Source organism: Neorhizobium fuzhouense (genome assembly GCF_042611105.1).
Taxonomy (GTDB): domain Bacteria; phylum Pseudomonadota; class Alphaproteobacteria; order Rhizobiales; family Rhizobiaceae; genus Neorhizobium; species Neorhizobium galegae_A.
The window spans coordinates 96,716-109,560 of the sequence record NZ_JBHFFP010000001.1; the positions used below are offsets into that span (position 1 = coordinate 96,716).

The 12,845-nt window shown below is 62.4% G+C and carries 16 protein-coding genes; 11 read left to right on the forward strand and 5 right to left on the reverse strand.

What is annotated here, in order from left to right; all coding sequences use genetic code 11:
* The first annotated feature begins 128 nt into the window (after positions 1 to 128).
* The 4 genes from ACEXP3_RS00485 (at position 129) to ACEXP3_RS00500 (ending at position 3,426) form a co-directional block, all read left to right on the forward strand.
* On the forward strand, positions 129 to 1,358 hold the full coding sequence (locus ACEXP3_RS00485) for a GGDEF domain-containing protein (RefSeq protein WP_377295514.1): 1,230 nt from the start codon (positions 129 to 131) through the stop codon (positions 1,356 to 1,358).
* Positions 1,359 to 1,432: 74 nt separating this feature from the next.
* A complete protein-coding gene (locus tag ACEXP3_RS00490; protein ID WP_377295515.1) occupies positions 1,433 to 2,707 on the forward strand; it encodes a cytochrome P450 in 1,275 nt (424 codons plus the stop codon).
* Positions 2,708 to 2,776: 69 nt separating this feature from the next.
* On the forward strand, positions 2,777 to 3,025 hold the full coding sequence (locus ACEXP3_RS00495; RefSeq protein WP_377295516.1) for a type II toxin-antitoxin system Phd/YefM family antitoxin: 249 nt from the start codon (positions 2,777 to 2,779) through the stop codon (positions 3,023 to 3,025).
* On the forward strand, positions 3,025 to 3,426 hold the full coding sequence (locus ACEXP3_RS00500; protein ID WP_377295517.1) for a type II toxin-antitoxin system VapC family toxin: 402 nt from the start codon (positions 3,025 to 3,027) through the stop codon (positions 3,424 to 3,426). The genes ACEXP3_RS00495 and ACEXP3_RS00500 overlap by 1 nt, the downstream gene beginning before the upstream one ends.
* A 12-nt stretch (positions 3,427 to 3,438) precedes the next feature.
* Here ACEXP3_RS00500 and ACEXP3_RS00505 read toward each other — a convergent pair whose 3' ends face one another.
* The 3 genes from ACEXP3_RS00505 to ACEXP3_RS00515 form a co-directional block, all read right to left on the reverse strand.
* Positions 3,439 to 3,783, reverse strand: a complete 345-nt coding sequence (locus ACEXP3_RS00505) for a cupin domain-containing protein (RefSeq protein ID WP_377295518.1) — start codon at positions 3,781 to 3,783, stop codon at positions 3,439 to 3,441.
* A 219-nt stretch (positions 3,784 to 4,002) separates the two neighbouring features.
* Entirely contained in the window at positions 4,003 to 4,950 is a 948-nt protein-coding gene (locus ACEXP3_RS00510; protein ID WP_377295520.1) for a DUF3829 domain-containing protein, read from the reverse strand.
* A 131-nt stretch (positions 4,951 to 5,081) separates the two neighbouring features.
* On the reverse strand, positions 5,082 to 6,368 hold the full coding sequence (locus tag ACEXP3_RS00515; protein WP_377295521.1) for an O-acetylhomoserine aminocarboxypropyltransferase: 1,287 nt from the start codon (positions 6,366 to 6,368) through the stop codon (positions 5,082 to 5,084).
* Between the two features lie 264 nt (positions 6,369 to 6,632).
* Here ACEXP3_RS00515 and ACEXP3_RS00520 point away from each other — a divergent pair, with 264 nt between their 5' ends.
* A complete protein-coding gene (locus ACEXP3_RS00520) occupies positions 6,633 to 7,058 on the forward strand; it encodes a DUF6455 family protein (protein ID WP_377295522.1) in 426 nt (141 codons plus the stop codon).
* A 35-nt stretch (positions 7,059 to 7,093) separates the two neighbouring features.
* Here the strand turns inward: ACEXP3_RS00520 and ACEXP3_RS00525 are convergent, their stop codons facing one another.
* Entirely contained in the window at positions 7,094 to 7,528 is a 435-nt protein-coding gene (locus ACEXP3_RS00525; RefSeq protein ID WP_377295523.1) for a CoA-binding protein, read from the reverse strand.
* Positions 7,529 to 7,639: 111 nt separating this feature from the next.
* Between ACEXP3_RS00525 and ACEXP3_RS00530 the strand changes: the two genes are divergently transcribed.
* The 3 genes from ACEXP3_RS00530 to rpsI all read left to right on the forward strand — a co-directional run bounded on the left by ACEXP3_RS00530 (position 7,640) and on the right by rpsI (position 9,203).
* The gene (locus tag ACEXP3_RS00530) at positions 7,640 to 7,993 is read left to right on the forward strand and encodes a hypothetical protein (protein WP_210102873.1); all 354 of its coding nucleotides are present in this window, start codon (positions 7,640 to 7,642) and stop codon (positions 7,991 to 7,993) included.
* 275 nt (positions 7,994 to 8,268) lie between these two features.
* Entirely contained in the window at positions 8,269 to 8,733 is a 465-nt protein-coding gene (gene rplM / locus ACEXP3_RS00535) for a 50S ribosomal protein L13 (RefSeq protein ID WP_210102874.1), read from the forward strand.
* 2 nt (positions 8,734 to 8,735) lie between these two features.
* Positions 8,736 to 9,203: a 30S ribosomal protein S9 gene (gene rpsI, locus ACEXP3_RS00540; protein WP_377295525.1), complete on the forward strand. Its 468-nt coding sequence runs from the start codon at positions 8,736 to 8,738 to the stop codon at positions 9,201 to 9,203.
* A 101-nt stretch (positions 9,204 to 9,304) separates the two neighbouring features.
* Here rpsI and ACEXP3_RS00545 read toward each other — a convergent pair whose 3' ends face one another.
* Positions 9,305 to 10,021: a carbonic anhydrase gene (locus ACEXP3_RS00545; protein ID WP_377295526.1), complete on the reverse strand. Its 717-nt coding sequence runs from the start codon at positions 10,019 to 10,021 to the stop codon at positions 9,305 to 9,307.
* 412 nt (positions 10,022 to 10,433) lie between these two features.
* Between ACEXP3_RS00545 and speB the strand changes: the two genes are divergently transcribed.
* The 3 genes from speB to ACEXP3_RS00560 all read left to right on the forward strand — a co-directional run bounded on the left by speB (position 10,434) and on the right by ACEXP3_RS00560 (position 12,843).
* Positions 10,434 to 11,387: an agmatinase gene (gene speB, locus ACEXP3_RS00550; RefSeq protein WP_377295527.1), complete on the forward strand. Its 954-nt coding sequence runs from the start codon at positions 10,434 to 10,436 to the stop codon at positions 11,385 to 11,387.
* A gap of 71 nt (positions 11,388 to 11,458) precedes the next feature.
* A complete protein-coding gene (gene argC / locus ACEXP3_RS00555) occupies positions 11,459 to 12,391 on the forward strand; it encodes an N-acetyl-gamma-glutamyl-phosphate reductase (RefSeq protein ID WP_377295528.1) in 933 nt (310 codons plus the stop codon).
* A gap of 53 nt (positions 12,392 to 12,444) precedes the next feature.
* Positions 12,445 to 12,843, forward strand: a complete 399-nt coding sequence (locus ACEXP3_RS00560; protein ID WP_377295530.1) for a VOC family protein — start codon at positions 12,445 to 12,447, stop codon at positions 12,841 to 12,843.
* The last annotated feature ends 2 nt before the right edge of the window (positions 12,844 to 12,845 follow it).

Sequence of the window (12,845 nt, forward strand, 5' to 3'; positions counted from 1 at the left end):
ATATCCTTAATCGCCGAGCGACGCAGCTAACAATTCGAAAACGACGACCGCGGCCTTTTTTGATACAAGGGGTTCTTAAGTGACGGCCGATTATGTTACGCAGAGTTATATTCGGGCGGGATATTTACTTGGACATCAAAACGGCAATGCTCCTCTGGGCAGTGGAATCGCTGACGCTTGCAGTCTTGCTGCTGGCGATGTGGTTCCGCGACCGCAGCATGAAGGTCGTTCTTGCCTGGAGTTTCGGATTTGCTGCCCACGGAACCGGTATAGCGCTGGTCGGCGCGCGCGGATTTGTTCCGGATATTCTGTCGATCATCCTGGGAAACCAGATGATGCTGTTCGGTATTATCTGCTGGTGCGCCGGGATGCAGCTCTATGACGGGAAAAAACTGCACGCCATGCTTCTTCTGCCGCTGATCATCTGGCTGGCGGCCATGCAAGTGCATCTGATCAACGCGCAGTTCTGGACACGGGTGCTGGTTTTCCAACTCTGTGGTTCCATCTGCTACGGGATGCTCGGATATCTGATGCTGCGCGCTTCAGCACCACCGCGCGGGCCGCGGCGCATTTTTGCCGGCGTCTGCGCCCTGCAGGCTGGCACGATGCTGGTGACGGCCCTGCGCAGCCCGATCGTCAGGCCGCAGAATTTTACCGAACTGCCGAACGTCACGCTCTACACGGTCATCGGCATTTTCTGTCTTGTTTCAGGAATCCTGCTCGGCGCCCAATTGCTGATGGCGCGTGGCGAGGAAAGGCTGCGCCAGCTCGTCATCACCGATCCGCTGACCGGCGTCCTCAACCGGCGCGGCTTTCTGGAAAAGTTCGACGACATGCGCCAGCGCCCGCCGGCCGGCAAGCTGATGCTGGCGCTGGCGATCTTTGACCTCGACCATTTCAAGGACATTAACGACCGTTTTGGCCACGTGTGCGGCGATGCCGTGCTGCTCGCCTTCTGCCACCTGGCACAGGAACAGATCGGCACGCGTGGCATCTTCGGGCGCTTGGGCGGCGAGGAGTTTGCCGGGCTCCTGCATGTGGCAAGCGCCGAGGAGGCGGTGGAACTCACCGAATCAATCCGTCTGGCGCTGCAGCGCCTGCCGATCCCGACCGGCAGCAACCTGCCCGCCATCTCGGCAACGGTAAGCGCCGGGCTGACGGCCGCTCCGCTGATGACCGCCGGGATCGATCAGCTTCTCGCCGTCGCGGACCGGGCGCTTTATGCGGCCAAAAGTGCGGGGCGCAACTCCACCGTGCTGGATGACGGGATGACCATCGCCGTGGTCAGCGGTCAGGAACTACGCCCTGCCGACTCGCAAACCGTGACGCCCTTTCCGGCCCAGACGCTTACGGCCTGACCCGGAGCGTTCGGCAGTGCGTTTCGGCAAAATCCCAATTCCGGTCCTGTGCATTTTGCAGTAGACCGGCTGCCATGACCCAGATTGCAGCCCTCTCCTCACCGCCCGCCCTCACCGACGTTCTGGCCATTGATCGACGGACGCGCCGCGTCCGCCTCGACGGGCGCAACCCCGCCTTCTTTTCGCAGCCGAACGCCGTCTACGCGGCTCTTCATGCCGAATGTCCGACCTTCTACTGGGAAGAGCAGCGGCAATGGTTCTTCACCGGCTATGACCATGTCAACGCGCTGCTGCGCGACCGCCGGTTCGGCCGGCAGATCCTGCATATCGCAAGCCGCGAGGAACTCGGCCTGCCGGAGCCGGCCGATCACACCCGGCATTTCGATCTTGCCGAGCGGCATTCGCTCCTGGAAATCGAACCGCCGGAGCACACACGGCTGCGCACGCTCGTCAACCGCGCCTTCGTGTCGCGCCATGTGGAGAAGATGACCGGCGAGATCGAGGACCTTGCCAACCGGCTGATCGACGGCTTCGAGAAGGATGGCGAGACGGAACTTCTGTCGCGCTTTGCCGACATCATTCCGGTTACCATGATCGCCCGCATGATCGGCATCCCCGAGGAGATGGGGCCGCAGTTGCTCAAGTGGAGCCATGACTATGTCGGCATGTATATGTTCAAGCGCTCGCGTGCCGACGAGGAGGCCGCCGACCGCTCGGCCAAGGAATTTGCCGATTACGTGAAGACGGTGATCGCAGAGCGGCGGGAGAACCCGCGCGACGACCTCCTGAGCCACATGATCCATACCGAGCACAAGGGCCAGTACCTCACCGACGACGAACTGGTTTCCACCACGATCGTGCTGCTGAATGCCGGCCACGAGGCGACCGTTCACCAGATCGGCAATTCGGTGCGGGTGATCCTCGACAGCGGGCTTGATCCGGCCGCGATGTTTGCCGATGCCAAGGCGACCGAGCGCACCGTAGAGGAAACGCTGCGCATCTGCGCGCCTGTCCACATCTTCCAGCGCTGGGCTCTGGAGGATGTCGAGGTCGATGGCGTGAGCCTCAAGAGAGGCGACAAGGTGAGCCTCATTCTCGCCGCCGCCAATCTCGATCCGCAAAAATTTGCCGATCCGCTGACCTTCAAGCCGGACCGCAACGAAGGCGCCAACCTTTCCTTCGGCGCAGGCATCCATTTCTGCATCGGCGCGCCGCTTGCAAGGCTCGAACTCAACATCGTGCTGCCGCTCCTCTTCCGCCGGCTTCCGGGGCTTCGCATCGCCCGCCCACCGGTCGTCAAGGACGTCTATCATTTCCATGGTCTGGCGCGGCTTGATCTGGCGTGGTGAGAGGTCGGCACATTTTGCCAGTTTTCCGCTTTGCGTGTAATCTGCCGCCACGCAGAGCGGAGAAGAGACATGCGCCATGTTTCGATTGCAGAGGCCCGGAAGCACTTCGATGAACTGATCGCGCTTGCGCGCCAGGGCGAGACCATTGTGCTCACCGAAGACGGGAAGACCGTGGTGGAACTGAAGGCGGCACCGGCGCCGCGCCAGCCGGTGGATATTGAGGCGCTGCAGCGGGATCTGGCGGAGCTGCGCAGTTCGATGCAGGGCGTCACGCTCGAGGAACTGATGAGCTATCGCCATGAAGGGCATGATCGTTGATGCCGCTGGTCATCGACGCATCCATTACCGCCTCCTGGCTTCTTCCCGACGAGCAGAGCGCGGGAGGACAGGCCTGGTTCGTGCAGACCCTGCGCCGGAGCGCGGCCGTGCCGGCCATATGGCAATATGAGGTGCGCAATATTTTGCGGGTCTGCGAAAAGCGGGGAAGGCTCGGTCCCGTCGGTATCGGCAAGGCACTGGAAACGCTTTCAACCCTTCCGATTGTCACGGCTGCCATGCAGGGATGGGATCATATCATGTGGCTGAGCGCGCACCACAACCTGACCATCTACGATGCGTGCTATCTCGAACTGGCGCTTCGGCTGGACGGCCAGCTTGCCACCTTCGACAGGGCGCTCGCCGCCGCCGCGCAGCAAAATGGCGTGCTGGCGACGGTCTAGGCGCGGCCGTTATTACAGCCGGATGACATAGTCCTTGCGGGTGGTTTCCACCACCTCCCAGGTACCGCGAAAACCCGGGCGCAGGATCATGCGGTCGCCGGCCTTCAGGTGGTGTTGCGTACCATCCTCTGCCGTGACGATCGAATGGCCCTCGAGAATATGAAAATATTCCCACTCGTCATAGACGATGCGCCAGGTTCCGGGCGTTGCCTCCCAGACGCCGGCATAGAGCCCGCCATCGGCTTCTTCAATGTTCCAGGTGCGGAAGACGGGGTTGCCGGAGATCAGCCGGTCGGGTGCAGGAGCTCCCTCTTCCGGCGTGATGGCCGCGAGATCGAAAGAAAGGCTGAGCGTCATGGTCTCCTCGTGCATGGTTGAGGACCGGCGGCGGAACCTTGGCCGTCCGGCGCGTCGTCATCCGGCAGAATGCCGCGTCCATCCATGGCAAAATCCGCATGGCAAGAAAAGCCGGCACAGCGGTTACGCCCTGCCGGTGATGGTTGACACAGCCGCTCCACCGGCCGGACACGCGGAAGGTGCCCGCGAGCCCAGCCGTGGACGTGCAGCGACGGGAGTTCAGTCCTTGGCGAAGGTCGTTGCGGTCTGCGATGTCGAAACCATGGTGTTGTAGTCCGAGATCAGCCATTCGAGATCGGCACCGGCGCCCTTGCGCGCATCGCCCTTGGCCTTCCGCAGCTTCTCGTCGAAATCGCGCAGCTTGGACAGAAGCGAGGCGGGCCGGGATTCAAAGACATGGAACGAATCCGGGTGCTCGAGCGCGTAATCGTCGAAATCCTTCACCGCTGAAGCATAGGCGTCGAGGCTTTTCTCGAACTCCGGCATGGCAACGACCGGCTTTTCGTTGGTCGGCATCAGGTCCATGATGGCTTCCGCGCGGAACATGACATTGCGCACGTGCCAGCGCGACTTGCGGCCTTCCGCCTTTTCAAGCGCCTCCAGACCGGCAAAGTCGAGCTTGACCTTTTCCGTTCGAAGCGCGGCGTCGGCCCTGGCGCGCCGTTCCGTGTAGACGGGAGCAAGGGCGGCGATCTCCTTGTGGAAAGCTTTGCCCGCTTCCATCTTGTCCGACTTGTAGTCCTGCCGTTCGTAATACTTGTTGGCGCGCTCAATGACCGGTGCCAGTTGCTGGTAGGTCTCGACATAGGCGACCATTGCCGCATCCAGATCCGGCATCTTCGGTTCGGCCCCCGCGGCAGCGGTGACGGCGGTTGCCTGCGCGCGCACGTCGTAGAGCGAATAGAGCCCGTAAATGATCCGCTCCTTGCCGGTCGGCCCCTTCTTCATATCCACCCAGCTGTCGTAGCGCTGCAGCGATTCCGAAGCGCGCAGGGTCCGGTTGAGGAACTCGACATAGGTGTTCATCTTGACCGTTGCCGCTTCCATGTCGGAGAGATCCTGCGCGGTCTGGGCAAACGCGGCGCTGCCGCCGAAGACCATGGGCAGCGGGGCCAGAGCCGAGAGGGAAAGGAACATGGCGGCGATCGCGGTTGTGCGCTTGAGCATTCAATCATCCCTGAACGTGACGTTTGGGAGGATTTGTAAGGCGGATCAAGGATTTCAAGCTCGCAGACGAAAGTTGCCCGCCGCAGTCGCATGACCACGGCGGGCGCAGACGGAGCAATCGGCAAGATGCCTCAGGCGATCCTCGCCAGCGACTGGTCGAGATCGGCGATGATATCGGCGATATCCTCGATGCCGACCGACAAGCGCACGACATCCGGGCCGGCGCCTGCGGCCACCTGCTGCTCGGCCGTCAGCTGGCGGTGCGTGGTGGAGGCCGGGTGGATCACCAGCGAGCGCGTATCGCCGATATTGGCAAGATGCGAAAAGAGCTTCAGCCCCTCGACAAAATTCTTGCCGGCCTCATAGCCGCCCTTCAGGCCGAAGGTGAAGACGGCACCGGCCCCTTTCGGCGAATAGCGGGTCTGCAATTCGTGGTTCGGGTCGTCTTCCAAGCCGGCGTAATTCACCCAGGACACCTTGTCATGGCCCTTCAGCCACTCAGCAACCGCGGCCGCATTGTCGCAGTGGCGCTGCATGCGAAGCGGCAGTGTTTCGATGCCGGTCAGAATCATGAAGGCATTGAACGGCGAGATCGCCGGCCCAAGATCGCGAAGGCCGAGCACGCGGGCGGCAATGGCAAAGGCGAAATTGCCAAAGGTCTGGTGGAGGACGAGGCCGGCATATTCGGGGCGCGGTTCCGACAGCATCGGATAACGGCCCGACGCCGACCAGTCGAACGTGCCGCCATCGACGAGGATGCCGCCCATGGAATTGCCGTGACCGCCCAGAAACTTGGTCAGCGAGTGGATGACGATATCGGCGCCGTGTTCGAGCGGGCGCACCAGATAGGGGCTAGCCATCGTATTGTCGACGATGAGCGGCAGGCCATGCGCCTGCGCGACCTCGGCAATGGCTGCGATATCGACAAAGGTGCCGCCGGGATTGGCAAGGCTTTCGATGAAGAAGGCCTGCGTGTTCTCATCGACCAGCGCGGCAAAGCTTGCCGGATCCGCGGGGTCTGCCCACCGCACCTCCCAGCCGAAATTTTTGAAGGCATGGCCGAACTGGTTGATCGAGCCGCCATAGAGGCGCTTTGCCGCGACAAAATTGCTGCCCGGCTTCATGATCGTGTGAAAGACCAGCATCTGTGCCGCATGGCCGGAGGCGACGGCAAGCGCTGCCGTGCCGCCTTCCAGCGCGGCCACCTTCTCTTCCAGCACCGCCTGCGTCGGGTTCATGATGCGGGTATAGATATTGCCGAATTCCTTGAGGCCGAAGAGGGCGGCCGCATGGTCGGCATCGTTGAACACGAAGGAGGTCGTCTGGTAGATCGGCGTGGCGCGGGCACCGGTTGCCGGGTCGGGCTTGGCGCCCGCATGGATGGCGAGCGTGGAAAAGCCCGGATGATTCGTCGTCATGTCTGTCCTCCCGAAATGTCGTGTCGCCTGCCCTTCGTTGGCTGCAAGCCCGGCAGGTCGCGCTGGACTATAGCCCGCCCCCTTCCCCGGCGACAGCGTTCTCAACGGCCAAGTGGCGGGATGCAGAAGAAGGATTTTGCGGCAAGGTGCGGCCGGCCGGAAAAATCGCTTCAACCGCGACCACAGCAACCCGTTGCTTGATGCGGATCAATGCAATCGCCTTAGCCTCTTTCATCCTGCAGAAAAGATGAAGGGAGAACGGCCATGACAGCATCAATCGAAGGCTCCACAGGCTTTGCCGCGCGACTTGCGCATCTTTACGGTCAATTCCGCAACTGCTTTACCGTCGAGGACGGTTTCGAGCGTCTCGACCGCGATCTTCAACGGCAGACGGCGCTCGATATCGGCGTGGCGCCCGATCGGCTTGCCGCCATCGCCGCCAAGGGTCCCGGCAGCGCCGAGGAGATGGATCGGCTGATGCATGCGCTTCATATCGATCCAGTGGAAGTGCGCCTGCTGCAGCCGGCCGCCTACCGCGAGATGCAGGCCAACTGCGCGCTGTGCGCCTCCAAGGCGACCTGCCGGCACGACCTCACCGAGGGCACCGCCGCTGCGGAATTTTCTACCTATTGCAACAATGCCGATCACATGAACGGCCTTCGCGCCGAGCCGGATCTTCTGGAAGACTGACCGGGCGACGTTGCGACCGCCCCGATGCGCTGCCTTCAGAAGAAATGGCGAAGGCGCGGATATTCCATGGCCGGGCAGCGGTTCATCACGACCTTGATGCCGGCCGCTTCCGCTCTTGCCGCCGCCGCATCGTCGCGCACGCCAAGCTGCATCCAGACAACCTTCGGCAGCGCTTCCAGCGCCAGCAGCTCGTCCATCAGGGCGCCGACATGGGCTGACGCCCGGAAGACATCGACCATGTCGACCGGTTCGGCAATATCCGCAAGGCGCGCCACCACCGTCTGGCCAAGGATGACCTTGCCCGCCTGCCCCGGATTGACGGGGATGACATGATAGCCTTTCGCCAGCAGGAAGGCCGAGACGCCGTGGCTCGGACGCGAGGGGTTGAGGGAAGCACCGACGACGGCAACCGTTTTCACGGTCTTCAGAATGTCGGCCAGATAGGCATCGTCATACTGGTCATGGTTCATGGTTATTCCTCCCGGCACATGAGGTTTGATCGCCACCCTTTTGGCACCACCCTTGGCCGTCAACAGAGTGTGCGCTAGTTACGTTCCCGGAGCCTTAAAAGGGAATAGACAATGCGAAAGATTCTCGCGACCGCAGTGCTTGCCGTGCTCGGCACCGCTTTCCTCGCCGGCGCCGAGGCGCAGGCCATCTCGCGCTACAATTCCACCGCCATGTCCTGCGCTGCCGTGCAGGATGCGATCGCCCGCGAAGGTGCGGCCATCCTGCGCTATCCCGGGCGCAACGGCATTACGCTTTACGACCGCTACGTCGCCTCCGGCCGGCTTTGCGCCTCCGGTGAATTTGCCAAGGCTTCCAGCGTTCCGACGACGGATCTGCGCAATTGCCCCGTGCGCCACTGCGAACGCCGGCCGGACCCGGAAGATTGCCGCAACTTCCTTGAACCCGGCTGTTTCGGCCTCGATTGAGCCGCGTTCCGCCGCGAAAACACGGATTTTGCCAGCCGAATTTGTGGTAACACAAAACCACACACCTAGGTCATTGATTTCATTGACCTATATTTCCACCAGCAAAAAGCCGGCTGCTTGACGCTTGCCGGCACCATCCGTATAAGCCGCGCCAGGCAGCGCCTCCCGAACCGGAGGTGCGCCATTGGCGTGAAAACGCCTTTTCAAGACAAGCAACAAGAAACGCCTGGGGTCGGGGCTTGCTCCACCTGGGATTATCGAGAAGAGAGCAACATATGTCTACCTTCGTTCAGAAGCCCGCTGAGGTGGAGAAGAAGTGGGTGCTGATCGACGCCGAAGGTCTCGTCGTCGGACGCCTCGCCACCATCATTGCAAACCGCCTGCGCGGCAAGCACAAGGCTACCTACACCCCCCACGTTGACGACGGCGACAACGTCATCGTCATCAATGCCGACAAGGTCGTCTTCACCGGCAAGAAGTACACCGACAAGACGTACTACTGGCACACCGGTTATCCGGGCGGCATCAAGGAGCGCACCGCGCGCGCCATCATCGAAGGTCGTTTCCCGGAACGCGTCGTTGAAAAGGCTGTCGAGCGCATGATCCCGCGCGGCCCGCTTGGCCGTCGCCAGATGAAGAACCTGCGCGTTTACGCCGGCTCCAACCATCCCCATGAAGCACAGCAGCCGGTCTCGCTCGACGTGGCCAAGCTGAACAGCAAGAACGTAAGGAGCGCCTGATCATGGCCGATCTCTCCTCCCTGAAGGATCTCGCTTCGGCGACCGAATCCCAGGCTCCGGTTCACGTCCGCAAGGTCGATGCCCAGGGCCGCTCCTACGCCACCGGCAAGCGCAAGAACGCCGTTGCCCGCGTATGGGTCAAGCCGGGCACCGGCAAGATCATCGTCAACGGCAAGGAATTCGCGGAATACTTCGCCCGCCCGGTTCTGCAGATGATCCTGCAGCAGCCGATTGTGGCTGCAGCCCGCACCGGTCAGTTCGACATCATCGCAACGGTTGCCGGCGGCGGTCTTTCCGGCCAGGCCGGTGCCGTTCGTCACGGCCTGTCCAAGGCCCTCACCTACTTCGAGCCGGGCCTGCGCGGCGTTCTGAAGAAGGGCGGCTTCCTGACCCGCGACAGCCGCGTGGTGGAGCGCAAGAAGTACGGCAAGGCCAAGGCCCGTCGTTCGTTCCAGTTCTCCAAGCGTTAATCGCTCGGGTCTGTCACAGACATGGAAAAGGCGGGGCTTCGGCTCCGCCTTTTTTGTTTCATCGCTTCCGAACCTGCGCCGGGCGGGACGAAAGCCGCGCGCTAGCCCAAAAACTCAACCGTTCCGGTGTCGAGGTCGTAGCGGCCGTAGACCACTTTCACCTTGCCCTCGTGCACGAACTCGGAGACGATCGGGCTTTCGGTGGCGATTTTCTGTGCGGTCCGGCGCGCGCTTTCCTTCACGACATTATCGACGAAATCGCCCGGCTTGCCGAGAAGATCGCGGGCGGCCGGCACCATGGCCTCCACCATCGGCCCGATGGAGCCAGGCAGTTTCGTGCCCTTTTCCGCCACTTCGCAGGCAGCCGAAATGGCGCCGCAGCGCTCGTGGCCAAGAACCAGAATCAGCGGCGAGCCGAGATGTTCGACACCGTATTCGATGGAGCCCATCACCGCCGTATCGGCGATATTGCCGGCATTGCGGCAGACGAAGAGTTCGCCGAGATTGACGCCGCCAAACAGAAGTTCCGGCGACAGCCGGCTGTCGGCACAGGTGAGCACCGTTGCCCACGGCTTCTGCCCCTTGGCGACCGTCGCGCGCGTGGCGCCGATATCGGCGGCGCAGAGCTGCGGGGCCGAGACGAATTTTGCATTGCCGGCCTTCAGGCGCGCCAGCGCCTCATCGGGCGACAGGCCCTTGGCAGCCTCGGCCGCTGCCGCCGGGCGGCCCAGACCACCGAACAGCGCAAGCCCCATGCCCGCCGCTCCCGCAACCGTCATCATCCGACGACGGCTCATCGTCACACAATCAAGACACATGGATGTTTCCCCCGGAAAATTGAGCGGCCCCCAACATCATGCCGCCGATGACAGAGTGTATCTGGCCCGCCGCCCATGTAAATCTGTTTTTCCAGTGCATAGTTTCCGATCTATTATTAAATACATTACGACCAACTATCGCATTACAACGTAATTATTTGTCATGTTTTCTATTTAATTTTATAAATCGGATTATATTTTTTGAAATTACTTACCAACAAAGTCTCACCTTTTGCGGTCGAAGCCGTCCCCGCAAGGAATGGCGGAGAACAGGCGCAACCCGCTGCAGCCGTCGCCCACCCTCACCTCTTCCAGCAATCGCCTGAGACGGCTAAAAACGGCGCTGGCGCGTCGGCAACCTTGCCGCCCCGCGCAGCCTGCAGCACTCCGGCGCCCTTTCAAGGATATCGTTATGGCCAGCAAAAGCATCGACCACGCCTTTTCCGCCACCGGCAACCGGGGCGCCGCGACAGACCCGACCTATGCCGGGGCGCTGTCCTTCATGCGGCGGCGCTTTACCAAGGATCTTGCGGGCGTCGATGCGGTGGTGCTGGGCATTCCCTTCGATGCGGCGACCTCCAACCGGCCGGGCGCGCGCTTCGGGCCGCAGGCGATCCGGCGCGCCTCGGCGATTTTTGACAACGACCCGCAATACCCGTTTGCGCGCGACCTGTTTGAGGACATGGCCGTCATCGATTACGGCGATGTACTGCTCGACTACGGCAATCACCAGACGACGCCGGGCCGCATCCGGGACGAGGCGGAGCACATTCTTGCCGCGGACGCCTATCTCTTAGGCCTCGGCGGAGACCATTTCGTCACCTGGCCGCTCTTGCAGGCGCAGGCGGCAAGACACGGACCGCTGGCGCTCGTGCATTTCGATGCCCATCAGGACACCTGGGAGGATGACGGGCAGCGGATCGACCATGGCTCCTTCGTGGCGCGCGCCGTGCGCGAAGGGGTGATCGATGCGACACGCTCGATCCAGATCGGCATCCGCACGCAGGCGCCGGAGGATTTCGGTATCCGCATCATCAAGGGCGATGCGGTGGAGGACATGCGCGCTGGCGAGATTGCCGACGCGATCCTTGCCCATGTCGGCGATGGCCCCTGCTACCTGACCTTCGACATCGACTGCCTCGACCCGGCCTTTGCACCCGGCACAGGCACGCCGGTGTCCGGCGGGCCGTCGTCGGCGAAAATGCTGTCGGTTCTGCGCAAGCTTGGGCGTCTCGACATCCGGGGCTCGGACGTGGTGGAGGTGGCCCCTGCCTATGACCATGCCGATATCACCGCCATTGCCGCGGCAACGGTCGCCATGTATATGCTGGGGCTGAGAGCCGAGCGTCTTGCGGCACGCCGTTAACAAACTGAATCAAGACGCGGGTAAACTGAATCCGGACCCTTTTGTAACACGCTGATTTTACAGGTAGAGACATGAGCGCGAAAATCTTCATCGATGGCGAACACGGAACCACGGGGCTGCAGATCCGCACCCGCATGGCCGGCCGCCGCGATGTGACGCTGCTCTCCATTCCCGAAGCCGAGCGGCGCAATGCAGCACTGCGCGAGGACCTGCTGAACAGCGCCGACATCGCGATCCTCTGCCTGCCGGACGACGCCTCGAAGGAGGCCGTCGCCATGCTTTCCGGCAATAACAGCGTGCGCATCATCGACACCTCGACGGCCTATCGCGTCGCCGAAGACTGGGCCTATGGTTTTGCCGAGATGGATGCCGCGCAGGCCGGCAAGATCCGTTCGGCGCGCACGGTCGCCAATCCCGGCTGCTACCCGACCGGTGCCATCGGCCTCATCCGTCCGCTGCGGGCCGCAGGCCTGTTGCCGGACGGCTATCCCGTCACGGTGAACGCCGTGTCCGGCTATACGGGCGGCGGCAAGCAGTTGATCGCGCAGATGGAAGACCAGACGCGCGCAGACGCGATCACCGCCAATAATTTTCTCTACGGGCTGACGCTGAAGCACAAGCACGTGCCGGAAATGAAGACGCATGGTCTTCTGGACCGCGCGCCCCTCTTCTCGCCCTCCGTCGGCCGCTTTGCCCAGGGCATGATCGTGCAGGTGCCGCTCTTCATCGACCAGCTTGCCGAAGGCACGACGCTGAAGACAATTCATGCGGCACTCGTGGCGCATTATGCCGGCCAGTCGATCGTGACGGTCGTGCCGCTTGAGGACAGCACCACGCTCGCGCGCATCGATGCCGAGGAACTGGTGGGTGAGGACACGATGAAGCTTTACGTGTTCGGCACCGAAGGGGGCGCGCATGTGAACCTGGTTGCCGTTCTCGACAATCTCGGCAAGGGAGCCTCGGGTGCTGCCGTGCAGAACATGGACCTGATGCTGTCAGCCTGATGCCGTTTGCCTGATTCTGGCGGCATGACGCCTCATCGGGAGGGAGGACCCGCATGATTGATCATCTCGGACTTTCGGTCGCAGACTTTGCCCGCTCGCGCGCATTCTATGATGCGGTGATGCCGACACTCGGCGCCGCCTGCGTGATGGCCGTGACGGCCGAGGAGACCGGCTGCACCTATGAGGGAGCCGGCTATGGCCGAGGCGGCAAGCCGTCCTTCTGGATCGGCAGCGGCGGCCGCACCAAAGGCAGCCTGCATGTGGCCTTCGTGACCGACAGCCGGGACGCCGTCGATGCCTTTTATGCGGCAGCCATGGCGGCGGGTGCCACGGATAACGGCGCGCCGGGCGTGCGGGAGCATTATCATCCGAACTACTATGCCGCTTTCGTGCGGGATCCGGACGGCCACAACATCGAGGCCGTCTGCCATCTGCCACCGGCCGACGCCTGACC